The sequence below is a fragment of the Hydrogenophaga sp. H7 genome, from assembly GCF_002025745.1.
GTDB lineage: Bacteria > Pseudomonadota > Gammaproteobacteria > Burkholderiales > Burkholderiaceae_C > Hydrogenophaga > Hydrogenophaga pseudoflava.
Window position 1 is genome coordinate 395650 of sequence record NZ_MCIC01000012.1, and the last position, 23315, is coordinate 418964.

At 64.7% G+C, this 23315-nt stretch carries 26 protein-coding genes; 3 read left to right on the forward strand and 23 right to left on the reverse strand.

The window, feature by feature from the left end; all coding sequences use genetic code 11:
* Positions 1–21: 21 nt before the first annotated feature.
* From BC358_RS08380 to BC358_RS08435, 12 genes are all read right to left on the reverse strand, one after another.
* Positions 22–1083 carry a MucB/RseB C-terminal domain-containing protein gene (locus BC358_RS08380; protein WP_256861449.1) on the reverse strand — a complete coding sequence of 354 codons (1062 nt, stop codon included), beginning with the start codon at positions 1081–1083 and terminating at the stop codon, positions 22–24.
* A complete protein-coding gene (locus BC358_RS08385; protein ID WP_179130038.1) occupies positions 1064–1714 on the reverse strand; it encodes a sigma-E factor negative regulatory protein in 651 nt (216 codons plus the stop codon). Before BC358_RS08385 ends, BC358_RS08380 begins: the two co-directional genes overlap by 20 nt.
* 42 nt (positions 1715–1756) lie before the next feature.
* Positions 1757–2401 carry an RNA polymerase sigma factor RpoE gene (gene rpoE / locus BC358_RS08390; protein WP_079365464.1) on the reverse strand — a complete coding sequence of 215 codons (645 nt, stop codon included), beginning with the start codon at positions 2399–2401 and terminating at the stop codon, positions 1757–1759.
* Between the two features lie 57 nt (positions 2402–2458).
* Positions 2459–2914 (reverse strand): hypothetical protein, encoded by a 456-nt coding sequence (locus BC358_RS08395; protein ID WP_079365465.1) that lies wholly within the window; start codon positions 2912–2914, stop codon positions 2459–2461.
* 32 nt (positions 2915–2946) lie between these two features.
* The gene (gene fabF, locus BC358_RS08400; protein WP_066153365.1) at positions 2947–4191 is read right to left on the reverse strand and encodes a beta-ketoacyl-ACP synthase II; all 1245 of its coding nucleotides are present in this window, start codon (positions 4189–4191) and stop codon (positions 2947–2949) included.
* Between the two features lie 7 nt (positions 4192–4198).
* A complete protein-coding gene (acpP, locus tag BC358_RS08405) occupies positions 4199–4438 on the reverse strand; it encodes an acyl carrier protein (protein WP_066153362.1) in 240 nt (79 codons plus the stop codon).
* Positions 4439–4540: 102 nt separating this feature from the next.
* Positions 4541–5302, reverse strand: coding sequence for a 3-oxoacyl-ACP reductase FabG (gene fabG / locus BC358_RS08410; RefSeq protein WP_066153359.1), 762 nt, complete (start codon positions 5300–5302; stop codon positions 4541–4543).
* 14 nt (positions 5303–5316) lie between these two features.
* A complete protein-coding gene (fabD, locus tag BC358_RS08415) occupies positions 5317–6267 on the reverse strand; it encodes an ACP S-malonyltransferase (RefSeq protein ID WP_066153354.1) in 951 nt (316 codons plus the stop codon).
* A 59-nt stretch (positions 6268–6326) separates the two neighbouring features.
* Positions 6327–7304 carry a beta-ketoacyl-ACP synthase III gene (locus BC358_RS08420; protein ID WP_066153351.1) on the reverse strand — a complete coding sequence of 326 codons (978 nt, stop codon included), beginning with the start codon at positions 7302–7304 and terminating at the stop codon, positions 6327–6329.
* Between the two features lie 19 nt (positions 7305–7323).
* Positions 7324–8385, reverse strand: a complete 1062-nt coding sequence (gene plsX / locus BC358_RS08425) for a phosphate acyltransferase PlsX (RefSeq protein ID WP_079365466.1) — start codon at positions 8383–8385, stop codon at positions 7324–7326.
* A gap of 149 nt (positions 8386–8534) precedes the next feature.
* Entirely contained in the window at positions 8535–8717 is a 183-nt protein-coding gene (gene rpmF, locus BC358_RS08430) for a 50S ribosomal protein L32 (protein ID WP_011794326.1), read from the reverse strand.
* A 130-nt stretch (positions 8718–8847) separates the two neighbouring features.
* Positions 8848–9402 (reverse strand): DUF177 domain-containing protein, encoded by a 555-nt coding sequence (locus BC358_RS08435; protein ID WP_079365467.1) that lies wholly within the window; start codon positions 9400–9402, stop codon positions 8848–8850.
* A gap of 47 nt (positions 9403–9449) precedes the next feature.
* Between BC358_RS08435 and BC358_RS08440 the strand changes: the two genes are divergently transcribed.
* Together BC358_RS08440 and BC358_RS08445 are read left to right on the forward strand one after the other, a co-directional pair.
* Positions 9450–10064 (forward strand): nucleoside triphosphate pyrophosphatase, encoded by a 615-nt coding sequence (locus BC358_RS08440; RefSeq protein ID WP_066153343.1) that lies wholly within the window; start codon positions 9450–9452, stop codon positions 10062–10064.
* Positions 10061–10858: an SAM-dependent methyltransferase gene (locus BC358_RS08445; protein WP_066153340.1), complete on the forward strand. Its 798-nt coding sequence runs from the start codon at positions 10061–10063 to the stop codon at positions 10856–10858. The genes BC358_RS08440 and BC358_RS08445 overlap by 4 nt, the downstream gene beginning before the upstream one ends.
* A 12-nt stretch (positions 10859–10870) precedes the next feature.
* On the opposite strand, the gene galU is transcribed toward BC358_RS08445, so the two are convergent.
* The 7 genes from galU to BC358_RS08480 all read right to left on the reverse strand — a co-directional run bounded on the left by galU (position 10871) and on the right by BC358_RS08480 (position 15918).
* Positions 10871–11758: a UTP--glucose-1-phosphate uridylyltransferase GalU gene (gene galU, locus BC358_RS08450; RefSeq protein ID WP_079365468.1), complete on the reverse strand. Its 888-nt coding sequence runs from the start codon at positions 11756–11758 to the stop codon at positions 10871–10873.
* Positions 11759–11784: 26 nt separating this feature from the next.
* The gene (locus BC358_RS08455; RefSeq protein ID WP_079365469.1) at positions 11785–12768 is read right to left on the reverse strand and encodes a S49 family peptidase; all 984 of its coding nucleotides are present in this window, start codon (positions 12766–12768) and stop codon (positions 11785–11787) included.
* A gap of 11 nt (positions 12769–12779) precedes the next feature.
* Entirely contained in the window at positions 12780–13160 is a 381-nt protein-coding gene (locus tag BC358_RS08460) for a Rieske 2Fe-2S domain-containing protein (protein ID WP_066153331.1), read from the reverse strand.
* A gap of 3 nt (positions 13161–13163) precedes the next feature.
* Positions 13164–13823 carry an HAD family hydrolase gene (locus BC358_RS08465; protein ID WP_066153328.1) on the reverse strand — a complete coding sequence of 220 codons (660 nt, stop codon included), beginning with the start codon at positions 13821–13823 and terminating at the stop codon, positions 13164–13166.
* 90 nt (positions 13824–13913) lie between these two features.
* Complete coding sequence (locus tag BC358_RS08470; protein ID WP_255284176.1) at positions 13914–14264, reverse strand: H-NS histone family protein; 351 nt, start codon at positions 14262–14264, stop codon at positions 13914–13916.
* 34 nt (positions 14265–14298) lie between these two features.
* The gene (locus BC358_RS08475; protein ID WP_079365470.1) at positions 14299–15285 is read right to left on the reverse strand and encodes an RluA family pseudouridine synthase; all 987 of its coding nucleotides are present in this window, start codon (positions 15283–15285) and stop codon (positions 14299–14301) included.
* 276 nt (positions 15286–15561) lie between these two features.
* On the reverse strand, positions 15562–15918 hold the full coding sequence (locus BC358_RS08480) for a hypothetical protein (protein WP_066153320.1): 357 nt from the start codon (positions 15916–15918) through the stop codon (positions 15562–15564).
* Here BC358_RS08480 and BC358_RS08485 point away from each other — a divergent pair.
* A complete protein-coding gene (locus tag BC358_RS08485; RefSeq protein ID WP_079365471.1) occupies positions 15917–18820 on the forward strand; it encodes an Rne/Rng family ribonuclease in 2904 nt (967 codons plus the stop codon). The two genes, BC358_RS08480 and BC358_RS08485, sit on opposite strands and share 2 nt — an antisense overlap.
* Positions 18821–18920: 100 nt before the next feature.
* Here the strand turns inward: BC358_RS08485 and BC358_RS08490 are convergent, their stop codons facing one another.
* The 4 genes from BC358_RS08490 to hemC are packed head-to-tail and all read right to left on the reverse strand — an operon-like array spanning position 18921 to position 23181.
* Complete coding sequence (locus BC358_RS08490) at positions 18921–20234, reverse strand: heme biosynthesis protein HemY (RefSeq protein WP_306292790.1); 1314 nt, start codon at positions 20232–20234, stop codon at positions 18921–18923.
* On the reverse strand, positions 20234–21379 hold the full coding sequence (locus BC358_RS08495; RefSeq protein WP_079365473.1) for a uroporphyrinogen-III C-methyltransferase: 1146 nt from the start codon (positions 21377–21379) through the stop codon (positions 20234–20236). The genes BC358_RS08490 and BC358_RS08495 overlap by 1 nt, the downstream gene beginning before the upstream one ends.
* Positions 21376–22221 carry a uroporphyrinogen-III synthase gene (locus BC358_RS08500; protein WP_256861450.1) on the reverse strand — a complete coding sequence of 282 codons (846 nt, stop codon included), beginning with the start codon at positions 22219–22221 and terminating at the stop codon, positions 21376–21378. Before BC358_RS08500 ends, BC358_RS08495 begins: the two co-directional genes overlap by 4 nt.
* A 3-nt stretch (positions 22222–22224) precedes the next feature.
* Positions 22225–23181, reverse strand: coding sequence for a hydroxymethylbilane synthase (gene hemC / locus BC358_RS08505; RefSeq protein WP_079365571.1), 957 nt, complete (start codon positions 23179–23181; stop codon positions 22225–22227).
* Between the last annotated feature and the right edge of the window lie 134 nt (positions 23182–23315).

The window sequence follows — 23315 nt, forward strand, 5'->3', positions numbered from 1 at the left end:
ATGGTGGCTGAGTCTCAGGTTTCAACGGGTTCGTTCGAGAGCCGAAGCAAACCGCTTGAGAGTGGCCGGTGGCACCTCACCGAGCGCGGTCAGCCAATAGGAGCCAATGCGCCTGCTGAGGGAATGGGTCGCGCCGGTCACGGCCGACTTCTCCGTTCCATGGCGCTGCGGATCAAACGGCTCAACAAACAGCGAGACCGAAGCCAAGCCGTCCGAAAACACCCACTGCATGGGAGACGCCCCGGATGCGACGGTGTCGTCTTCTCTAGTGTGGCAGCTCATGGACTGGAAACCGGGAACAGGTTCCTTCAATCGCCAGCCTTCCGCCTCAGGCGTGGTCTTTCGCAGCGTCTGACGATGCACTTCATAGCCCTTGGTGTCACCCATGAGCCGTTTGAGCTTGTCCATCCGGACCGGCGCATCCAGTTGCAACTCTGAAAACGCCACCTGTTCCAGCACCGAGCCCTGCTCCCCAAGGGTCTGCAGCTTCACCACCAGGCCCGTTTTCTTTTCCGACCAGATGCGATAGCCGAAACGCAGTGCATCGCGTGGGGCGATCTGCACCACGTCGGCCAGATGACCCGCAACCCTTTCAACGCCCGATTCGCTCACGCTGTAGAAGTCTGGAATGGCGTTGCTGGGTGTGCGCAGCAGCTCGGGAAAAACGCCCAGCGACTCGCGTTTGTCCACCCAGGCCACCTTGTGATCCGGCGCAAAGGTGATCACGTCGTTGTTGTGGCGAATGGTCGAGCGTGGTGCACCCGTCAGCGTCTCCACGCGCTCCATCTGTTGCGTGCCATCGCAGACATGCCAGATGCGCGAGGCAGACATGGCCGAACCAGCCGATACGACCAAGGTCCCCGTGTAGGCCCGCTGCCGGGAGGCCTCGTGCATGCGCGTGAGCCACTCGGTGATGGACCGCGAGGACGGCGACGTTACAGGCACGGTCTGTGCAAAGGACGACTGCCACAACCCCAGAGCCAGCAGCCCCACCGCAGGCCAGCGGGTCCAGGCCTTGCGCGCCGACGACATGCCCAACGAAGCAGCACTTCCCATGTCGGCCTCAGCGCTGCGGAGCAGCATCGTAGGTTGCGTTGCGAAGGAATCCGGCGGGAGCCTGAAGCGCAGACATCCCGCCAAACTGGCGGTGCTCGGACAGCAACTGTTCCAGCCGGGCATCGCGCAGCACCTGACCCTGCGCAGTCTGCACAACCACCGGTTGAATTGTCGACGCGGACTCGGACATCGGGGTGGCGCTGGCCATCTGGGGACCGGCCAACTGACCGTCCTGCCCCCCTGTTCCGATGGTCCAGGTCACGGCGACGACGGCGGCAAGCGAAGCGAGGCCCGCCACCAGCTTCCAGCGAAACACCGCATCATTGGCCGCCACGGGCCGGCCTACTCCAGCCTGTCGCACCACAGGCTGAGGCAGCGCCAAAGGTTTATCGCGCAAACGGGCCATGACCGCCCCAGCAAACGCCGCCCCGCCGACCGAGCCCTGCACGGGTCGCCCACGCAGAGCGTCGCCAATCAGCTCGTAGGTATGCCCATCGGACAGCAGGGCTGCCATCTCCTCGGAGCCAGGCGCGAGCAGCAAATCCAAGTCGTCTGTGCGCACCTCTCCGTCCAGCAGTGCGGAGAGCGCCTCGCGGCTGCGCTCCCGGACAAGCATCTGCCCTGAATCTGTGGTTTCATGGATTGGGACGGCATTCATGTTCGACATCCGATACGGTGTTCCGGCATCAACAAATCAATCTCACCAGCGCTTGCCGGATTGACGCTCCAGCATGGGCTTGATTCGGGAAGAGATCGCTTCGCGGGCTCGGAAGATCCGGGAACGCACCGTTCCGATCGGACAATCGAGCGCCAGGGCAATCTCTTCATAACTCAACCCTTCGATTTCACGCAAAGTGATGGCCATTCGCAACTCGTCTGGCAATGAGTCCATCACCGCGTTCACTGCCTGGGCAATCTCTTTGCTGGCCAACACTGCCTCAGGGGTCTCGGTGTCGGCCACGCTGCTGTTTAGTTCGCGTTCCGCCGAAGAAGTTTCGTCTTCGTCCCCGGAATTGAGCTGGGACTGGAATACCAGCGGGTCCCGCTTGAGCTCCAGCAGCTGCTTCTTGGCGGTGTTGACGGCAATCCGGTAGAGCCAGGTGTAGAACTGGGCATCCCCCCGGAACTGGGCCAGTGCCCGGTAGGCACGGATGAACGTCTCCTGGGCGATGTCCTGAACGAGATCGCTGTCGCGGACCATGCGCCCGATCAGGCGTTCCACACGGCGCTGGTATTTGATGACCAAGAGCTCATAAGCCCGCATTTCCCCGGCCAGTGTGCGCTGGACCAGCATGGCATCGCTGTCGGGAGAGGGTGGGGCTGAGTGGTCGTCGGAAGAAGTCATGCAGAGGGTGTGAGGGCCGCGGAAATATACCCCAAAGGTTCGAGCCGACGCTCGCCGTCAGGCATGTGCCAGGAGCGCCCGCCGGAGATCCAGCCATCGGGACGGCTCCGCCAACCGCTCCACCCAGATCCAGGTGCGCGCACCGTCGGGATTGTGCAGGCGCAGCAACATGGCCCGTTGCAGGTCATACACGCGCTCTACCCTTTTCAGTTCCACACCTTCCCGATACGCCTCACTGGCCCAAGACCAGACACCCGACGAGCCCTGAGGAGCCTCGGGCCGCATCCGATCCGACTGCCATGCGAGCTTTCCTCGCGGCATCCGCCGCCAAGCCCACATCGACCCCAACAGCCACAAGCACCAGACCACGCCACAGAACACGGCCGTCCGCCATGATCCGTAGAGGAAGCTCATGAGCACGCCCAGCAAGCCCGATACGCCGGCACCCCACATCAGACGGGCGTAAAAAGACGAACGCCCCACCGGGTACGTGACCGATGGGGCGTTGCGCATGTTCGGGAAGGACCGCGTCCGAACAGAGTTCGTCAGACGCGCTTGAACACCAGGGTGCCGTTGGTACCGCCGAAGCCGAAGTTGTTCTTCACCGCGACATCAATCTTCATGTCCCGCGCAGTATTGGCGCAGTAGTCGAGATCGCACTCGGGATCCTGATTGAAGATGTTGATGGTCGGAGGGCTCTTCTGATGATGCAACGCCAGCACCGTGAACACGCTTTCAATGCCGCCAGCCCCGCCCAGCAAATGACCCGTCATGGACTTGGTCGAGTTCACGACGATCTTGCTGGCATGGTCACCGAGCGCCGCCTTGATAGCATTGCTCTCATTCACATCGCCCAGCGGCGTCGAGGTTCCGTGGGCATTCAGGTAGTCCACCTGGTCGGCATTGATCCCCGCGTTGCGCAGCGCATTGACCATCGCGCGACGGGGCCCGTCCATGTTCGGCGCCGTCATGTGGCCGGCATCGGCGCTCATGCCATACCCGATCACTTCGGCGTATATCTTGGCACCGCGCGCCTTGGCGTGCTCGTATTCTTCGAGCACCATCACCCCGGCGCCCTCTCCCAGCACGAAACCGTCGCGGTCCTTGTCCCAGGGTCGTGAGGCCGTTTTGGGATCGTCGTTGCGGGTGGAAAGCGCCCGCATGGCGGCGAAGCCACCCACACCCAGAGGAGAGACCGTGGCTTCGGAGCCACCAGCGACGATCACATCGGCATCCCCGTACTCGATCTTCCGAGCCCCTTCACCGATGCAGTGCAGACCAGTGGTGCAGGCCGTGACCACAGCCAAGTTCGGCCCCTTGAACCCGAAGCGCATCGAGACATGTCCAGAGATCATGTTGATGATCGATGCGGGGACAAAGAACGGCGAGATCCGCCGTGCGCCACGGTTGACATACTCGGCGTGGGTTTCTTCGATCAGCGGAAGCCCGCCGATACCGGACCCGACGATGCAGCCGATGCGCGTGGCCAGTTCGTCATCCAGCGCCTCGCCCGTAGGCAGGCCCGAGTCGACCACGGCCTGGTGGGCTGCGGCGATTCCGTAATGGATGAAGGTGTCCATCGACCGCGCCTCTTTGGCACTGATGTAGGACTCCAGATCAAACCCCTTGACCTCACCAGCGATCTTGCAGGACATGCCCGAGGCATCGAACTTGGTGATCAGGTCAATGCCGGACTGTCCGGCGACAAGGTTGGCCCAGGCTTCTGGCACCGTGTTACCCACGGGCGAGACACAACCCAGGCCGGTCACGACAACGCGACGACGGCTCATGGATGCATCAGGCCTTCTGGTGCGACATCGCGTAGTCGATGGCGTTCTTCACCGTGGTGATCTTCTCGGCGTCTTCGTCGGGGATCTCGATACCGAATTCGTCTTCCAGGGCCATCACCAGTTCCACCGTGTCCAGGGAGTCGGCGCCCAGGTCGGCCACAAAAGCCTTCTCAGGGGTCACTTGCCCTTCTTCCACGCCGAGTTGCTCGGCAATGATTTTCTTCACACGTGCTTCGATATCGCTCATAAGTCCCTCTGAGGGTGGTTGGATGACAAACCGCCATTTTAGCCGGGCTAGGAAGTAGCCCCTAGGTGGCCCGCCGGACGGCTCCGCGGCGGTAAGAGTGGATCAGGCCATGAACATGCCACCGTTGACGTGCAGTTCCTGCCCCGTCACGTAGCCGGCCTGCGGGCTGGCCAGGTAGGCCACTGCATGCGCGATGTCAGAAGGTTTGCCCAGATGCCCCAAGGGAATCTGGCCCAGCAGGGCCTTTTGCTGTTCTTCGGGCAGCGAGGCCGTCATATCGGTCTCAATGAAGCCAGGCGCCACACAGTTGACCGTGATATTGCGGCTGCCGAGTTCGCGCGCCAACGCGCGGGTCATGCCCGCAACGCCTGCCTTCGCAGCGGCGTAGTTCGCCTGGCCAGGGTTGCCAGAGGCGCCGACCACACTGGTGATGCTGATGATGCGCCCATAGCGCTGCTTCATCATGGGTCGGATCACCGCCCGGCTCATACGGAATACTGCCTTGAGGTTGGTGTCGAGCACCGCATCCCAGTCCTCATCTTTGAGGCGCATGGCAAGCATGTCGCGCGTGATGCCGGCGTTGTTGACCAGCACGTGCAGGGCACCATGGGCTTTGGTCATTTCGTCGATCAAGGCCTCGGCGGCAGCGCCATCGTTCACGTCAAGCTTCACCCCCCGGCAGCCCTCAGCCGCTCCAGGCACCGCCTTCAGCGCATTCGAGATCTTGGCTGCCCCCTCATCGGAAGTGGCCGTGCCGACGACGATCAGCCCCTTCGACACCAGTTCGGCCGAGATGGACGCGCCAATGCCACGGGAAGCACCGGTCACCAGGGCCACTTGGCCCGCAAATTTCACTTCGGACATACCAGTCTCTCCCTTCAGGCCAGCAGGTTTTTCACTTCGGCCAGCGTGGCCGGGTCGTAGAGCGCCGCGCCGGTCAGCTCGCCGTCGATGCGCTTGGTCATGCCAGCCAGCACCTTGCCAGGGCCGCATTCGACCAGCGTGGTGATGCCACGTGCTTTGATTGCACGCACGCACTCCACCCATCGAACCGGACCGAACGCCTGGCGAAACAGTGCATCGCGGATGCCGTCCACATCGGACTCCACCGACACATCAATGTTGTTGAGCACCGGAATCCGGGGTGCCGCCAGTGGCATGGTCGCAAGCTTCTCGCGCAGCTTGTAGGCCGCAGGCTTCATCAGGCTGGAATGGAACGGCGCCGACACTGGCAACGGCAGGGCCCGCTTGGCGCCGTTGGCCTTGAGCACCTCGCAAGCCTTCTCAACCGCAGCCTTGCTGCCAGCGATCACGGTCTGAGCCGGGTCGTTGAAATTGACCGCCTCCACGACCTCGCCACTGCCCGGGGGGAAGAAAGCCTGCGCCTCGGCGCAACCCGCGATCACCTTGTCCGAGTCCATGCCCAGGATGGCGGCCATGGCCCCAGTTCCGACCGGCACCGCTTCCTGCATGGCCGCCGCACGAAAACGCACCAGCGGCGCCGCTTGCGCCAGAGTCAGCACGCCAGACGCCACCAGGGCGCTGTATTCACCCAGCGAATGCCCAGCCACCACGGACGGAGCTGCCCCGCCTTCGGCGCACCAGACACGCCAGGCAGCGACACCCGCCACCAGCATCACGGGCTGGGTGTTGGTGGTCAGCGCCAGCGCCTCCTTGGGGCCTTCCTTGATCAGTAGGCCAACGTCTTCACCCAGGGCATCGGAAGCCTCCTGGACGGCCAGGGCCACCTCCGGATGGTCGCCCCAGGCGTCGAGCATGCCGACTGACTGAGAACCTTGGCCGGGAAAGACGAATGCAAATTCGGTCATGGACGTATCAGCAATGAATCAACAAGAAACGGGGAAAGGAGCCAACCGCCAAAGCGGCGTCAGAAGTCCAGCAGCACCGAACCCCAGGTAAAACCTCCGCCCACACCTTCCAGCAACAAGGTGTCACCTTTCTTGACCTGGCCGTTGCGGACCGCATGATCCAGCGCCAGTGGAATCGAAGCCGCCGAGGTGTTGCCATGCTGGTCAACAGTGACCACCACCTTGTCCATGGGCAGCTTCAGCTTGCGCGCCGTGCCGGTCATGATGCGGATGTTCGCCTGATGAGGAATCAGCCAGTCGATGTCGGCCTCGGTGCGGCCAGCCTTCGCCAGCACAGCACGTGCGGTCTCCTCCAATACACCAACAGCCAGCTTGAAGACGGCCTGACCATCCATCTTCAGCAAAGGATCACCCAGGATCTGGCCACCGCTGACGTGCCCCGGCACACACAGAATGCCCACGTGCTTGCCGTCCGCATGGATATCGGTCGCCAAGATCCCCGGCACATCGCTGGCTTCGAGTACCACGGCGCCGGCACCATCGCCAAACAGCACACAGGTGGTACGGTCATTGAAGTCCAGCAGGCGCGAAAACACTTCGGCCCCCACCACCAGCGCCTTGCTGGCAGATCCTGTGCGGATCATTGCATCGGCAACCGTGAGCGCATAGATGAAGCCGCTGCAAACGGCCTGCACATCGAACACCGGGCAGCCTGCAATGCCCAGTTTGTGCTGGAGGATGGCGGCCGTCGAAGGAAACACCATGTCGGGTGTCGATGTGGCCACGATGATCAGATCGATATCGCCCGGCCCAACCTGGGCGGCCGACAATGCCTTGCGGCAGGCTTCAGCGGCCAGATCGCTCGAGAAGACGCCGTCGCCCACAAAATGCCGCGCTCGGATCCCCGTGCGCTCAACGATCCACTCGTCACTCGTTTCAACACCCCGCGATTTCAAAAGACCCACCATGTCGGCATTGGTCAGGCGCTGAGGCGGCAGGCAACTACCGGTGCCAGTGATGCGGGCAAAACGTGTCATGCGGGCGGGGGAGAAGGTCTCAGATCGTCGGAATGCTCTTGAGATCGCTGGGGATCGCTTCTGGATCGATGAGCGGTGCTGCGTGTGCAATACGCTCCCGGACCTTCTCGAGCAACTGATTGTGGGCTGCATCATAAGCCCGGGCCAAGGCCTGCTCAAAAGCGAAAGCGTCGGCCGACCCGTGGCTCTTGAACACCAGCCCACGCAAACCCAGCAGTGCTGCGCCGTTGTAGCGGCGATAGTCCATCCGCTTCTTGAATGCAGATATCACTGGATAAGCAAACAATGCCCCCAGTTTCGTGAAAATGCTGCGCGAAAACTCGGCCTTGATGAAACCACCAATCATGGTCGCCAGCCCTTCGCTGGCCTTGAGCGCCACATTGCCGACAAATCCATCGCACACCACGATGTCTGTCGTGCCCTTGAAGATGTCGTTGCCCTCGACATTGCCGAAAAAGTTCAAATCACCGGTGTTAGCCGCGTTTCGCAGCAGAACGCCGGCCTGCTTGATGACCTCGCTACCCTTGATCACCTCCTCACCAACGTTGAGCAGCCCCACCGTCGGATCTTCCCTGCCCGAGATCGCCACGACCAAGGCAGATCCCATGACGGCAAACTGGAGCAGGTGCTCGGCGGTGCAATCCACGTTGGCCCCCAGGTCCAGCACGGTGGTCGCTCCTCCACGTGCGTTGGGCATCTGGCTGGCGATGGCTGGGCGGTCAATGCCTTCCATCGTCTTGAGCAAGTACCTCGAGATGGCCATCAGGGCGCCGGTGTTTCCGGCGGACACCGCCGCCTGCGCCGCGCCATCCTTGACCTGCTGGATCGCCACGCGCATGGAAGAGTCCTTCTTCCGGCGCATGGCCACCTCGACCGGGTCGTCCATAGTGACCACCTCGGACGCATGCACAACCCGGCAACGGACGTTGTTGAGCAACTGGGGCCAGGAATTGAATGCCTCAGGCTGCCCCACAAGAAGCAACTGGGCCTGCGGGTGGCTGGCAAGAAAGGCCGCGCAGGCCGGCAAGGTGGCCGCCGGACCGACATCTCCTCCCATGCAATCCACGGCAACGGTAATCATGTCAATGTCCCGATGCGGGCACTGCAACGCAGCGCCACCAACAAGAAAAAAGCCCGCATGGTGCTCATGCGGGCCCGTACTGGACCTGTTTGCAGGCGGCAATCACGGCATCCGGCGCTCAGACGCGGCAGGATGGAGCCGCCCAGAACTCAAGCCTCGGACTTGTTCTTCAGCACCTGGCGACCACGGTAGAAGCCGTTGGGGCTGATGTGGTGGCGCAGATGGGTTTCGCCGGTGGTCGGCTCCACGGCGATGCCGGGCACGGTCAGGGCATTGTGCGAACGGTGCATGCCGCGCTTGGAAGGGGACTTTTTGTTTTGCTGGACGGCCATGATGGGCTCCTGGAATCGGTTGGGTGTCGGTGGGTTGCGCCAATCAGCAGTCCTGCCCTCTGATCCGGGCGGCAGCGCAAAGCCAAGGATTATAGCCTGAATGACAGGCGGCGCAAAACTCCGGCTGCGATCACTTCTTAAGGCGGCTCAGGGTGGCGAACGGATTGGGGCGCACTTCCGACGCAGCCTCGTCACCGTTCACCGTCCCCGCAGAAAGCAGCAAGGGCTGAGGGCAGACGTCATGCATCGGCACCAGAGGCATCGCCATCAACAACTCGTCTTCGATCAGCGCCAGCAGGTCCGGCTTGGGCTCCAAAGCCAGGACATCCTCCTCGCTCTGGTCATCCTCGGCCTCGGCCGTGGATTCGTCGGCAACGAACCTGAACCAGCGATCCACCTCCAGCGGAACGACCACCGGACCGAGGCATCGCTGACACCCCACAGGCAAATCAAGCGCCGCACGCAGGCGCATCCAGACAGACGACTGGCCGGCAGCGTCCGGGCGAATCTCTCCCTGCACCGACCATCGAACCAGAGCGCCGACCTCGCCGTCAGCATGAATCTCGGCAGACAGACGATCAAAGGATGCCAATGAATCCTCGCTCTCCAGCACACCGCCCGCCTCGGCGAAGGCACGGGCATCGAATCGACGAGGGTTCCAGGACCTGTGGGGAGACACTTTCATACGGCCAGTGTAAAAGATGACACCAGAAAGCCGCGGACAATAGGGTGATGAGTGCTCCTTCCTCTCAAATTCCTGCGCCGCCCCAACGCAAGATCATCCTCGGCTCGACTTCACGCTACAGACGGGAACTGCTCGAGCGCCTGCGCGTGCCGTTCGACACCGAGCGCCCGAACGTGGACGAAACCCCGCTGCCAGGCGAGGCGCCAGCGACTCTGGCGCGGCGGCTCGCTCTGGCCAAGGCCCGGGAGGTGTCCCAGCGCTTTCCGGAAGCAGTGGTGATCGGCAGCGATCAGGTGGCCGACCTCGGTGGCGAACCGCTTGGCAAGCCCGGCACCCATGATCGGGCGATCGCTCAATTGCGGCGCATGCGCGGGCAAACCGTGGTGTTCCAGACCGCGGTTGCCGTGGTCTGCGCGGCCACGGGCTTCGAACAACTGGACCTGGCCGCAGTCAACGTGGTGTTCCGCGACCTCGACGACCAGGAGATCGAACGCTATCTTCGGGCAGAAGAACCGTACGACTGCGCCGGAAGCGCAAAAAGCGAAGGACTTGGCATCGCCCTGCTGTCCCGCATTGACAACGACGATCCCAGCGCCCTGGTCGGCCTACCGCTGATTCGCACCTGCCACATGCTGCGCGCCGCAGGCGTGTCCATCCTGTGAGCACCCCGGCTGCGCCCAAAGGCGCGCTGTTTCTCGTGCCAACGCCGCTGGACTTCGGATGCAGCCCGCAAGATCCGGTGCCATTGGGGCTGCTGTTGCCCGATGACACCATCCAGGTCGCGGCGCGCCTGGTCCACTGGGTTGCCGAGAATGCAAAGAGCACAAGGGCGTTCCTGAAGCGGGTGGACGCCGCACACGGTCTTGCCACCCCTGTGCAAAACCTTCAAATCGTCGAACTGCCCCGCCAGGCCCACAAGAAAGGGGACCATGCACCCGCCGGCACCGCGGATGCACAGGCCAAGTTGCTGCTCGGCCCCGCGCAGCAAGGACACGACATGGGCCTGGTGAGTGAGGCGGGGATGCCCGCGATTGCCGATCCAGGCAGTTCGGTGGTTCGCGCAGCACATGCCCTGGGCATCGACGTCCGCCCCCTCACGGGCCCCGTGTCCCTGATGCTCGCGCTGGCGGCCAGCGGGTTGAACGGTCAATCGTTTTCTTTCGTGGGCTACGTCCCACAAGACCCTGCCGAACGCAGCCGGCGCTTGCGCGAACTGGAGTCCACCGCCCTCAAAACAGGCCAGACCCAGATCCTGATCGAAACCCCCTATCGCAACGCAGCCCTCCTGCAGGCGCTGCTTCAAACGCTGCACCCTCACACCCGGCTGGCTGTGTCTAGCGGCCTAGGTCTTCCACAGCAACGCACCCGCAGCGCGCTGCTGAGCGAATGGAAATCAGGCGCGCTGGCAGCGCAATTGCCGCTAGATCTGCCGTCGGTGTTCCTGCTAGGGCGCTAATAGCGCTCCCGGTCAGGCCGCCAGAGCAGCCTGCATGTGCGCGCGCACCGCAGCGCTCAGAGCCGGGTTGGCCAGCGCCAGGTCGATGGTGGCCTGGAGAAAGCCCTCCTTGCTGCCACAGTCATAGCGCTTGCCGTCGTAGCGGAAGGCATAGACCTTCTCCTCGCCGATGAGCGCTGCGATGCCATCGGTCAGCTGGATTTCGCCGCCTGCACCACGGGGCTGGCGACGGATGCTCTCGAAAACGCCGGGTGTGAGGATGTAGCGTCCCGCCACTGCGAGCGTGGAAGGCGCCACGGCCGGTTTCGGCTTCTCGACCATGGCGAACACTTCGGCGATCTCGGCGTGGGCGCCATGCACGTCCACCACTCCATACCGCCCAGTCTCTTCCTTGGGAACGTCCTGCACTGCCAGCACCGTACCGGGATGCGACCGGTATGCCTCCACCATCTGCTGAAGCACCGTCGGTCCGCCCGCGTTCTGGCGAGCTCCCAACATCAGGTCGTCGGCAAGCAGCACCGCAAACGGCTCGTTGCCGACCACCCGCTCCGCACAAAGCACCGCGTGCCCGAGTCCCAATGGGCGCGGCTGGCGGATGAAGACGCAGTCCATGTCTTCCGGTTTGATGTCGTGCACCAGCTTGAGCAGCTCGGTCTTGTTGCCCCGTTCCAGTTCGTATTCCAGCTCGAAAGCCGCATCGAAATGATCTCCGATGGCGCGCTTGTGGCGCCCGGTGATGAAGATCATCTCGCGGATCCCGGCCGCATAAGCTTCTTCGACCGCGTACTGGATCAGCGGCTTGTCCACCACCGGCAGCATCTCTTTGGGAATCGCCTTGGTGGCTGGCAGAAACCGGGTGCCGAGCCCGCCAACCGGGAACACCGCTTTTTGAATGCGCATTGCCATTTCCTCTCTTAATTTAACCATCACCGCAGTTCAATGCCTGCTCCGCGGGCAGCTTTGAAGATGCCTTCGCCCATGTGCACACCCAACTCGCGAGCCAGTCTCAGCCCCACGTTTTCTCGCTGGGTGTAGTCCACGATTTCCTCGGCCTTCACCAATTCGCGCGCCACATAGTCCAGACTGCCCAGTCCGTCGGCCAACCCCTGCTGCACGGCCTGTTGCCCACTCCAGACCAGCCCCGTGAAAGTGTCCGGCGTTTCCTTGAGTCGCGCGCCCCGCCCCTTCTTGACCACCTCGATGAACTGCGCGTGGATCTCGCCAAGCATCGACTGGATATAGGCCCGTTGCGCCTCGTCCTGCGGACTGAAAGGGTCGAGCATGGCCTTGTTCTGGCCCGCCACCATCAGGCGACGCTCCACCCCCACCTTGTCCATCAACCCGGTGAACCCGAACCCTTCCATCAACACGCCAATACTGCCCACGAGACTGGCCTTGTCGACATAGATTTCGTCGGCTGCTGCGGCGATGTAATAGGCAGCGGAGGCGCAGGTCTCCTCCACCACGGCATAGACCTTCTTCTGGTGCAAGGCCTTTAGTCGCGTGATCTCGTCGTTGATGATGCCCGCCTGCACGGGACTGCCACCCGGGGAGTCGATCAACAACACCACCGCCTGGGCACCTTCGTCGTCGAACGCCGCCCGCACCGAGCTGAGCACGTTGTCGGCGCTGGCTTCTGCACCCGACGCGATCTCGCCCTTGACTTCGATCAGCGCGGTGTGCGGTGCGCTCACGGCCCCGGCCATCTCCGCCTGCTGAAACCAGAGCCAGAGCACCGAGCCGATGATCACCAGCCACACCAGCCGGAAAAACAGCTTCCAGCGGCGTGCGGCCCGCTGTTCGCGCAGCGTCTCGAACATCAGCCTTTCAAGGGTCTCCCGCTCCCAGGATCCCTCTTGCCGGGAGGTCGCCGATGCCGGCACCGGGTTGTCCAGTGGATCGAGGTTCATGGTGGTCCTGGTCAAAACGCCAGCGGCGCAAATGGATATTGTGCCTGCCAGTACACAACGCCCTCCCGTTCCTGCAGAGGTACCGTCACCAGCCCACCGCGACAAGGCCCGCCTTTGCAGGCACCGGTGGCAGGGTCATAGGCGGCGCCGTGGGTAGAGCACAGCAGCCACTGCCCGCTGTCGTCGAAAAAGCGGTTGGGCTGCCAGTCCATTTCCATGGCCACGTGGGAGCAACGGTTCAGATACGCGTGGACCACACCCCGGAACCGGATCGCGAACGCCCTGCAGGTCTGCCCGGCGTACATCACGTCAAAAGGCACGGCCAGCCCGCCATCCAACAGGTCGCGGCTGTTGCACAGGGCATGGAGGTCGCTTTCACCGCTCATCGCCATCCCTCAGGCATGTGCCTTCAGCCAATCGCTCAGCTCTCCGACCGAGTGGGCGACAAACCTGGGTGACAACGACGCAAACGCGGCGGGTTCGTGGGCGCCATAGCTCACTCCGACGCTGTCACATCCGGCATTGACCGCCATCTGCAGATCGTGGGTCGTGTCACCGATCATCAGGGTGCGGCCAGGGTCGACACCGAACTCGCGCATCAGTTGCTCCAGCATCAGCGGACTGGGCTTGCCGGCTGTTTCATCGGCCGTGCGGGAACCATCAAACACGTCCCGAAGCTCCACGGCGTCCAGCGCCTCATCCAGCCCCCGCCGGCTTTTGCCCGTCGCCACCACCAGCCAGTGGTGACGTTCCTTGAGGGATGCCAGCATGGGCAGCACGCCATCGAACAGGCTGATGTCGTGCTGACGGGACAGGTAGTGATGCCGGTAACGCTCGCCCAGCCGGGGATACAACTCAGGAGGCACGTCGGGCGCCGCGTGGGCAAGGGCCTGCATCAGGCCCATGCCAATCACGTAGCTGGCCGCTGCCTCGCTCGGAACCGCCCCCCCCACGTCCCGCACCGCTGCCTGGATGCTGCGCACGATGATGGCGGTGGAGTCGAACAGAGTGCCGTCCCAGTCGAAGGCGATGAGGTCGTATTGGCGTGGGCGCATGGAAAGGGAGTCGAAAGCAGTCGATTATTGCTGCGGCTCAACAAAAAAGGCACCCGCAGGTGCCCTGTGTGCGTTGGGGCTCTTACACCCTCAAATGCGGTAATCCTCAAGGCTCTTGCCCGCAGCCAGCACCGCGCGCACCCACTCCGGCTTGCGGCCCGGGCCGCCGGCCCACAGTTCCCCGTTGGGGCCACGGTACTTGGCGACAGCCTTGGATTTCGACTTGGCGGCCTTTTTGGCGCCAGCCGCTGCACCACCCAAATCAGCCACCGTGATGCCATATTCCTTCATCTTCGCTTTGATGTCGGCGATAGCGGCGGCCAGTTCGTTCTTGCGCGCCTGCTCGGCCTGACTCATCAATGCCTGCGCCTGTGCCATCAGTTCAGAATAGGTTGCCATTGCGTTTCCTTTGGTATTGGTAAATTTCAGCGATATGGACATCCCAACGATGCCGGCAGAAATTCTAATGGGATTTTCAGGAACCTGCCCAAGGCCCAAGCTCGACAGGCAATTCAGAATGTAACTCCATCGACTGACCAGAAATAGGATGGGTCAGGCGCAATCGCCAGGCATGAAGAAACATGCGGCGCAAACCAGCCTTCGCCAACAGCCGGTTGAAATCAAAATCCCCGTACTTGTCGTCCCCAACGATTGGAAAGCCGGCATGGGACAGATGGACACGAATCTGATGGGTGCGCCCGGTCTTGATAGTGACTTCCAGCAAAGTCAATCCATCCGGGCAAACCGCCTCCAGCCCAGAGGGCGCGGGCAGATGCTTTCGCACCGCCACGAGCGTGACAGCGCGCATGGCATCGGGATGTGCGGCATCGACCACACGCACCCGCCGCTCTCCATCGGGCAGCAGGTATTTGTGCAGCGGCTGGTCTAAAACTTTCAGTTTGGAAGGCCAGCGCCCCCGGACCAGAGCCAAATAGGTTTTACCGGTTTCACGCTCGCGGAACTGATCCTGCAGCGACTTCAGGGCACTTTTCTTTTTGGCGATCAACAGCAGACCGCTGGTTTCGCGATCCAGCCGATGGACCAACTCAAGGAAACGGGCACCCGGACGTGACCTGCGCAACTGTTCAATCACCCCGAAACTGACCCCGCTGCCCCCATGCACAGCCACACCCGCCGGTTTGTCTAGCGCAAGGAAAGCGTCGTCTTCGTGGATGACCGGAAAATCGCGCACTGGAACCGGCTGCGCCGCTTTCTCGGCCGGACGCTCGGACAGCCGGATGGGAGGAATGCGCAACACATCCCCGGCCTGCACCCGGTCGTCTGCCGAAATCCTGCCTTTGTTGCGCCGCACCTCACCCGAACGGATGATCCGGTAGATGTGGGTCTTGGGAACACCCTTGAGCTCGCGGAACAGGTAGTTGTCCAGCCGTTGCCCAGCCGAATCTTCGTCCACAAGGAGATGTCGCACGGCCCCGGAACCGTCAGAAACTGGAGAATTCAAGGGAAAAACACCATCAGACCTGTGCCACCATCAAGGGCAGCCCCCTATAATGTGTCACGCCAGTCGCGCGTTGTAAGTGATTGATTTTCCTGAGTTTAAGGCAGTCACGTCCAGCGACCCGGAACAGCAAGGCTGAAACCGGATGCGATTGGCGACCCGTGCCACCTGTGGCACCCGGCTCGAACCATCCTGCGCACGACGTCCCAGACGTCTCCATGGCGGGAAGCGATCCGGATGGAAGCCACAGGAGAGCCGACAAAAGAGTAGCGAACCAGATTACGGAATACCCCAATCGGTCAGCCCTTCTTGCAACGCCACAGGCGGGCTGGTGCGGCTGACCGAGGACAAAGTGAAGACAGTGACCGAAACGGCAAGATCCATGTCAACGACATCCGTCATGCCCTGCCTGCTCACCCACATCCACGCGCCTACGCCCTGACCCGGCCGCAGGGCCTTGGCGCGCCGCTGTGCGCACAGCCCCTGCCGACAGACCACCCGATGCAGTCGGGACATCACCGGGTCAACGGCTCTCCGGCAATTCCTCCCGTTCGCGTTCTTTCGCTGGCTCACGGCATCCTGGTGTGCGGCCTGTCCGCGCGCCTTGTCAGCGACAGTGAAAAGGAAACGCAACATGAAGCGCATGCTGATCAACGCCACGCAGGCCGAAGAGCGCCGCCTGGCGATCGTGGACGGGCAGAAACTGCTCGACTACGAAATCGAAATCGAAGGGCGCGAACAGCGCAAGGGCAACATCTACAAGGCCGTCGTCACCCGCGTCGAGCCCTCGCTCGAAGCCTGCTTCGTCGACTACGGCGAAGACCGCCACGGCTTCTTGCCGTTCAAGGAAATCTCCAAGCAGTACTTCCAGGGCAATGCCTCGCCCTCCCAGGCCCGCATCAACGACGTGATCAAGGAAGGCCAGGAACTGCTGGTCCAGGTCGAGAAGGAAGAACGCGGCAACAAGGGCGCAGCCCTCACCACCTTCGTGAGCCTGGCCGGCCGCTATGTGGTGCTGATGCCCAACAACCCGCGCGGCGGTGGCGTCAGCCGCCGCATCGAGGGCGAAGACCGCCAGGAACTCAAGCAGGCACTGGACCAGCTGGAGTATCCCAACGGCATGAGCATCATCGCCCGTACCGCCGGCATCGGCCGTGAGGCGGCCGAACTGCAGTGGGACCTGAACTACCTGCTCAAGCTGTGGAACGCCATCGACGGCGCGGCCAAGGGTGGCAAGGGCGCCTTCCTGATCTACCAGGAATCGAGCCTGGTGATCCGCGCCATCCGCGACTACTTCAACAGCGACATCGGCGAGATCCTGATCGACACCGACGACATCTACGAACAGGCTCACCAATTCATGAGCCATGTGATGCCCGAGCACGGTCACCGCGTCAAGCGCTACCGCGACGATGCGCCGCTGTTCAGCCGCTTCCAGATCGAACACCAGATCGAGACCGCTTACAGCCGCATCGTGCAGCTGCCCAGCGGTGGCGCCATCGTGATCGACCAGACCGAAGCGCTGGTGGCGGTCGACGTGAACTCGGCGCGCGCCATCAAGGGCGGTGACATCGAGGAAACCGCCACCCGCACCAACCTGGAAGCCGCCGACGAAGTGGCGCGCCAGGCCCGCCTGCGCGACCTGGGTGGCCTGATCGTGATCGACTTCATCGACATGGAAGAGTCGAAGAACCGCCGCGAGGTGGAAAACCGCCTGCGCGACGCGCTGCGCCAGGACCGCGCCCGCGTGCAGTTCGGCTCCATCAGCAAGTTCGGCCTGCTCGAAATGAGCCGACAGCGCCTGAAGCCCACGCTCAGCGAAGGTTCGTCCATCCCCTGCCCGCGCTGCGGTGGCTCCGGCCACATCCGCGACACCGAAAGCTCGGCGCTGCAGATCCTGCGCGTGATCCAGGAGGAGTCGCTCAAGGACAGCACGGCCGCCGTACTGGTGCAGGTGCCTGTCGAAGTGGCCAGCTTCCTGCTCAACGAGAAGCGCACCGAGATCACCAAGATCGAACTCAAGCAGCGCATCAACGTGCTGTTGGTGCCCAACAAGTCGCTGGACACGCCGAACTACAAGCTCGAGCGTCTCAAGCACGACGATCCGCGCCTGGACAACCTCGACTCCAGCTACAAGCTGGCCGAGGAAGTGGACGATGTGGCCAGCTTCACGCGCCGAAGTCAGGAGCGCACCAACAAGCAGGAGCCGGTGATCAAGGGTGTGCTGCCCGACGGCCCGGCACCAGTGGCTGCGCCCAAGCCCGAGGTGGCTGCGCCCGCACCGGTGGTCGCGTCCCCTGCGGTGGTGGTCGAGCCCGCGCCAGCGCGTGCCGCCGCCCCTGCCGAAAAAGGCTTCTTTGGCTGGCTCAAGAGCCTGTTCGGCATGGCACCCGCTGCAGCACCAGTGACGCCTGCTCCGGCACCGGCCGCTGCTGAAGCGCCGAAAACCGATCGCGGCGAAGGCAAGTCGTCCAGGGACGGCCGTGGTCGTGGTGGCCGCAATGGCGAAGGTCGCGGTGACCGCGGCGAGCGCCAGGGCAACCGCCCGCCCCGCGGCGAAAACCGGGGAGAGCGCACCGAGATCCAGGGCCGCGGCAATGGTGAAGGCCGCCGTGGTGACCACCGCGCCGAGGGTCGCAGCGGCGAACCGCGGGGTGAACGCGCCGAGGGACAGGGTCGCAACGGTGGGCGTCGGGACAGCCGCCGAGACAACCGCCAGGACCAGGTCGCCGACAGCACCGCACTGGAAGGACAGGTCTCCACCACGCCGGCAGGTGAAGCACCTGAGGCCGCCGCCGAAGGCGCTCGCCGCGAACGCCGTGGTGGCCGTGGTGACAACCGCCGGCGCCAGGGGCAGGAGCCCGTCGACAACGCATCACAAGGCGTGGCGGACACCGCGCTGCTCAACGCAGCCCCTGCTGACGCGATGACCTCGGAGCCGTCCGAGGCAGCGCCCGCAGAGATGGCGGAAGGCGATGCCGCCGCACCCCGCGCGCCGCGCGAACGCCGCAGCCGCGACCGCTATGGCCGCGACCGCCGCGAGCGCGCGCCTCGTGACGGTGAAAACAGGGAAGAAGTCCCCGCAGGTGCGGAGCCAGTGGCCCCGGTGGCCACCGACCAGCAGGACGAGCAACGCCCGGTGCGCAGCTACTTCACCCAGCCCGCGAGCCCAGCGCCGTCACAGGTCGAGCCCGCGCCCGTGGTGGTGGCCGAACCGGTCGCGGTGATTCCTGATGTGGTGGCTCCCGCCGCCCCCGCGCCTTCGGTCGCGGCGGCAACCGCCGGCATGCCCAAGGTCGTGCCGTACACGTTGTCGATGGACGACCTGCACCGCGTGGCACAGGCCAGCGGGCTCGAATGGGTCAATTCGGACGCAGCAAAGGTCGCCGAGATCCAGGCCGCCATCGCTGCAGAGCCCAGGCCGATCCATGTGCCCCGCGAACCCAGGCCGGTGGTGCTGGTCGATGAAGGCCCGCTGGTGCTGGTGGAGACCCGCAAGGACCTGCGCGATGTGAGCCTCCCGTTCGAGAATCGCTGATTCCGGACCCAGGTTCCCAGCAAAGAAAAAGCCGACCCTTGGGCCGGCTTTTTCTTTGTGTCAGTGGCTGCAAGGCAGCGGGCAAACCAGCCCGCCAGCCTCAGTCGCCCAGCAGCGCCGCCCGCTTCCACGCGGCCTGGGCACCCGCCTGGTCCTGGCGCTCCTCCGCCAGCAACGCCAGGGCACACCACGTACGGCGCAGCAGGGCCGGTTCGCGCAGGCTGTGGCTGGCCTGGCCCAGCAACTGGGACGCCTTGCCCCAGAGCTGGCGCTGCCGGCAGGCCTGACCGGTGAGGTACTGCAGGTAGGCGTTGTTGGGCCACTGCCGCTGGCTCTGTTCGAGACGCGCCAGCCCCGTGGCGTCCAGCCGCATCAGCCCGGGTTCCATTGCCAGCGCCAGCTTGTGCTGCAAGCCCTCATCCAGTGCAGCAAATCCCTGCCAGACGGGTTCCAGCCAGCCACCGGTCAATTCGTGGGCCTGTGCTGCCATGTCTTCGTCCGGCGCCAGGGCCACCAGCCGATGGGCACGCTCCACTGCCGCCAGGATCAGCTCGGGCATGGCGCGCTCGGACGCATCCAGGCGCGACCACACGGATTGCAGCTGGGCCAGGTCGTGCGCCTCGCGCAGCGCGTCCAGCGCCAGACCGCGCACGATGCTGCGCGAGGCCTCTGGCGAAAAGGCGCGGTGCTTGGCGAGCAGACGCGCTGTTTCCAGTGCCTCGGCGGTCGCCCCCCCCAGACGCGCCACCCGAAGCTTCAGGCGCAGCGTCTGGATGCGGCGGGACGCTCCCTGGGGAAGTTCGTCCAGGTGGCTGCGGGCCGCCTGGAGGTCACGGTCTTCGACCGCCCAGCGGACCGCCCGCATCAGGGCACCTTCGCGGGCCTCGGCCGACTCCTTGGCCAGCTTCGGATGCAGGGCCTCCTGCAGGTGCTCGTCGCGGGTGCGGCGGTTCTGCAGCGATTGCGCCGCTTCGGCCACCAGCAGGTGGGCCAGTTGCTGGAGTTGTCCACGCCGTGGCCACTGGGCCGCCGGGTGGCTGTTGAGCTGCTCCAGCGCCGACAGCCCGGCCGCCTGCGCCCGGACAAACCGGCCCGCGATCTGGTTGGACAAGGCGTCCATCAGCGCGCCGACCGCCGCCCGCTCCATCTGCTGGCTGCGCCAGCGCTGCGCCTGGCGGGGCAGCTCGCGGAACATGCTCAATGCCCGCAGGGCCAGGTACAGCAGCACGAAACCCGCCACCAGGCAGAACAGGACAAAGTTGAACGAGACATCGAACCGGTAGGGCGGCCAGAACAGGCTCACCATGGCCTGGTTCTGTCCGGTCAGCAGGGCCAGCGCCACCGCCAGGGCGGCCAGACCCAGCAACCAGAAGACATTGCGCATCGCACCCCGCTGGCGCCGCGGCCCGTTCATCAGCGTCCTCCCGCGGCCACCGCGAGCGCCGCCAGGCTCTCTTCGGGCCGGGGCCATTCGGTGAGCACCAGTTCGGCGCGCAGCTGCGTGACAGCGGCCTGTGCGGCGGCCACGTCGGGAGCGGTGGTGTCGAAGTGGCGGGCGAGCGCCGCATCAATGGTCTTGAGGTCGTCCTGCACCGCGTCCATCTGGCGGGCCAGCAGGCCCAGCCGTGCGTTGAGCAGCCGCAGCTTGAGGTTCTCCCGGAGGAAGAACGCCTGCTCCGGCGCCAGCAGCACCGCTTCGGGCCGGTCGATGCGGCTCACCCGTACCAGCTCCCGTCCGCTGCGGGTGGTTTCCTCCCACACGCGCGACCAGAAGCCGGACCAGGTCTGCACCGCGCGGTCCCAGCCGCCGGCCGCGGGCGCGGCAGGTTCGGCAGGGTTCGCGGATGCTGTCGAAGCGCTGCCGGAGCCAGACGCCTTGCGTGCCGCCGGTGAACGGGGGCCGACGTCGTTGGGCACCGGCCACTGGTCCACCCGTTGCACCAGCTCGTCCAGCCGCTGTACCAGCGAGGGCACATCGGCCACCGAGGTGCTGCGGATGCGCTGCACATCGCGCGCAATGGCGCGCTGGACCGGGTTCAGCCGCGGCTGCGCGGCACGGGCGATGCGCTCATCGGCCGACTGCAGGGCCGCGAGCAACGGCTGCACGCTGCCAGTGAGCTGAGACTGTTGCTGGGCCAGGCGCAGGGAGGACTCCAGATCCTGCACCAGGTTGTCGTCCCGGGACCGGGACAGCGCCAGCATCAGCTCTTCGAGCTGGGAGCGCTGCAGACTGACCTCGGACAGGCGGACCTCGGCCACCGCCAGACGCGCCTGCAGTTCCTTGACCTGGGCCTCGGCCTGCGCTGCCACCGTCCGTGTTTCCGACGACTGGGTTTCGCTGACCTGGGTGCGGCGCGCCAGTTCCTTCTGGGTGAAATCCACCTTCTGCCACAGCAGGCCGGCCATCATTAGCGTCAGCACTGCCAGCAGCAGCGCCAGCGCGCCCAGCCAGACCCCACCGCGCCGGGCAGCAGGTGCAGGGGAGCCTGAGCCGGTGGTCACCACGGGAAGAACCGGGGTCGGCGCAGCGGGGGAAGGTTCGGGAGTGTCGTTGCTCATATCGGGCTCCGCACCGATTCTAGGGCGACCAACACATCGGGCAATGACGGGCGGCTGGTGTACACGTGTACAAAGCCCGTCGCCCGCGCCGCCGCCGCGATCCGTTCGTGGGTGCACAAGGCCCCGGCGCGGGACCAGTCGGCCGCTGGCATCGCCGTCCGCAGATGGGCCACAGCCTCTGAACTGCTGAAGAGCCAGAGGGCATCCTGCTCTGCCAGGGCCCGGTCGGACGGGGTCCACCGGGGCGCATGCCGTTCGTAGGCGGCGCAGACCTCAACCGCGGCCCCGCGCGCGCGGCACTGCTCCATCAGCCACTCGCGCCCACTGCCCTCGGTCCCACCCATGGGCACGCCGTCGGCCGAGGTGGACACGCCCCGCACCACCAGCAAACGTGCACCAGCCCTCGCCTGAGACGACACCACAGGCCACAGATGCTCGGAATCGAACTGCAGTGCATCGGCCGGTGGCTGGTCGATCCGCTCGGGCCCCAGGCCGAGACGCTGCAAGGCCACCGAGAGCGTTCGCGCCGTGCCCGGCCCCGGCGCCCAGAACCGTGTGCCTGTCCGATGCGCTCCGCCGTCCGGAAGCACACCGTCGAGAAAGTGCTGCACCGCCGCGGTGCTCACGAACATCAGGGCGTCCCAGTGGCTCCAGCGGGCCTGGACATCGCGCAGCCGCGCGAGGACCTGCGGATCGCGCGGCGCACCGATGTCGATCAGGGGCAGGCTGTGCGCCTCCCATCCCCGGGCCTGCAGCGCCGCCACCCATGCACCGGCTTCGCCGGCGGGCCGCGTCACGATCACCCGGGACCAGCGGGACGGCACGGCCGCGTGCCCGGCCAAGGCTCAGCCTCCCGCTGCGCGGGCACCACCGGCGCGCAGGGCCTGCGCCACCCGGTGACCCAGGGACTCCGCCTGTTCGAGCGTCTCGACGCGCGCCTGCTCCTGCACCCTCACCACCGCCAAGCGCCCCTCGGGATCGCCCCAGGCGGCGTCCAGGCGCAGGGTCTGCGGCGCCTCGGCGTCCCAGCGGGCATAGGCGGCCAGCGGCATCGAGCAGCTGCCGCCCATGGCGCGGGAAACCGTGCGTTCGGCCGCCACGCGCAACCAAGTGGGCATATGCACCAGCGGCGCAAGGGCCTGCATCAGATCGGTGCGGTCGCTGCGAATCTCGATGCCCAGCGCGCCCTGCCCGGCGGCGGGCAGCGACTGTTCGGGGTCGAAGATGCCGCGGATGCGCGAAGACAGGCCCAGACGCTTGAGACCAGCGGCCGCCAGCACAATGGCGTGGTACTGGCCTTCGTCGAGTTTGCGCAGGCGGGTGTCGAGGTTGCCGCGCAGCGGTTCGATGCGCACGTCCTGCCGGCCCAGACGGTCCAGCGCCTCGCGCAGCAACACCAGACGGCGCAGGCTGGACGTACCGACCACCCCGTCCCTGGGCAGGTCGGCCAGCGAGGCACAGGTGGCGGACACCCAGGCATCGCGCGGATCTTCGCGCTCCATCACACAGGCCAGGGCGAACCCGTCGGGCAGGTCCATCGGCACGTCCTTGAGCGAGTGCACGGCGATGTCGGCCCGCCGCTCTTGCAGCGCCACCTCCAGCTCCTTCACGAACAAACCCTTGCCACCCACCTTGGAGAGGCTGCGATCCAGGATCTGGTCACCCTGGGTCGTCATGCCCAGCAGCGTCACGCGGTGGCCCAGAGATTGCAAGAGCGCCTTGACGTGCTCGGCCTGCCACAGCGCCAGACGGCTCTCCCGCGTGGCGATCGTGATGTCAAGCGAGGCGGGCGGGTTTGAAATGGACACGGTGCACTATCAAAAAAAGATCAGGCCGGAACCGGCGTTTTCGTACCCCGTTGGTAACGGTGCGGGGAGCTTTGGATGCTAGCATGCCCCCTGCCCAAATTTTCAGCAATACCTCTCTCGGCATCCCC

What these genes read in the sequence shown, in the direction of transcription:
- BC358_RS08380 (WP_256861449.1), bottom strand. Translation starts at nt 1,083, where the DNA reads ATGCTGCTCCGCAGCGCTGAGGCCGACATGGGAAGTGCTGCTTCGTTG.
- BC358_RS08385 (WP_179130038.1), bottom strand. Translation starts at nt 1,714, where the DNA reads ATGAATGCCGTCCCAATCCATGAAACCACAGATTCAGGGCAGATGCTT.
- rpoE (WP_079365464.1), bottom strand. Translation starts at nt 2,401, where the DNA reads ATGACTTCTTCCGACGACCACTCAGCCCCACCCTCTCCCGACAGCGAT.
- BC358_RS08395 (WP_079365465.1), bottom strand. Translation starts at nt 2,914, where the DNA reads ATGCGCAACGCCCCATCGGTCACGTACCCGGTGGGGCGTTCGTCTTTT.
- fabF (WP_066153365.1), bottom strand. Translation starts at nt 4,191, where the DNA reads ATGAGCCGTCGTCGCGTTGTCGTGACCGGCCTGGGTTGTGTCTCGCCC.
- acpP (WP_066153362.1), bottom strand. Translation starts at nt 4,438, where the DNA reads ATGAGCGATATCGAAGCACGTGTGAAGAAAATCATTGCCGAGCAACTC.
- fabG (WP_066153359.1), bottom strand. Translation starts at nt 5,302, where the DNA reads ATGTCCGAAGTGAAATTTGCGGGCCAAGTGGCCCTGGTGACCGGTGCT.
- fabD (WP_066153354.1), bottom strand. Translation starts at nt 6,267, where the DNA reads ATGACCGAATTTGCATTCGTCTTTCCCGGCCAAGGTTCTCAGTCAGTC.
- BC358_RS08420 (WP_066153351.1), bottom strand. Translation starts at nt 7,304, where the DNA reads ATGACACGTTTTGCCCGCATCACTGGCACCGGTAGTTGCCTGCCGCCT.
- plsX (WP_079365466.1), bottom strand. Translation starts at nt 8,385, where the DNA reads ATGATTACCGTTGCCGTGGATTGCATGGGAGGAGATGTCGGTCCGGCG.
- rpmF (WP_011794326.1), bottom strand. Translation starts at nt 8,717, where the DNA reads ATGGCCGTCCAGCAAAACAAAAAGTCCCCTTCCAAGCGCGGCATGCAC.
- BC358_RS08435 (WP_079365467.1), bottom strand. Translation starts at nt 9,402, where the DNA reads ATGAAAGTGTCTCCCCACAGGTCCTGGAACCCTCGTCGATTCGATGCC.
- BC358_RS08440 (WP_066153343.1), top strand. Translation starts at nt 9,450, where the DNA reads ATGAGTGCTCCTTCCTCTCAAATTCCTGCGCCGCCCCAACGCAAGATC.
- galU (WP_079365468.1), bottom strand. Translation starts at nt 11,758, where the DNA reads ATGCGCATTCAAAAAGCGGTGTTCCCGGTTGGCGGGCTCGGCACCCGG.
- BC358_RS08455 (WP_079365469.1), bottom strand. Translation starts at nt 12,768, where the DNA reads ATGAACCTCGATCCACTGGACAACCCGGTGCCGGCATCGGCGACCTCC.
- BC358_RS08460 (WP_066153331.1), bottom strand. Translation starts at nt 13,160, where the DNA reads ATGGCGATGAGCGGTGAAAGCGACCTCCATGCCCTGTGCAACAGCCGC.
- BC358_RS08465 (WP_066153328.1), bottom strand. Translation starts at nt 13,823, where the DNA reads ATGCGCCCACGCCAATACGACCTCATCGCCTTCGACTGGGACGGCACT.
- BC358_RS08470 (WP_255284176.1), bottom strand. Translation starts at nt 14,264, where the DNA reads ATGTCCATATCGCTGAAATTTACCAATACCAAAGGAAACGCAATGGCA.
- BC358_RS08485 (WP_079365471.1), top strand. Translation starts at nt 15,917, where the DNA reads ATGAAGCGCATGCTGATCAACGCCACGCAGGCCGAAGAGCGCCGCCTG.
- BC358_RS08480 (WP_066153320.1), bottom strand. Translation starts at nt 15,918, where the DNA reads ATGTTGCGTTTCCTTTTCACTGTCGCTGACAAGGCGCGCGGACAGGCC.
- BC358_RS08490 (WP_306292790.1), bottom strand. Translation starts at nt 20,234, where the DNA reads ATGAACGGGCCGCGGCGCCAGCGGGGTGCGATGCGCAATGTCTTCTGG.
- BC358_RS08495 (WP_079365473.1), bottom strand. Translation starts at nt 21,379, where the DNA reads ATGAGCAACGACACTCCCGAACCTTCCCCCGCTGCGCCGACCCCGGTT.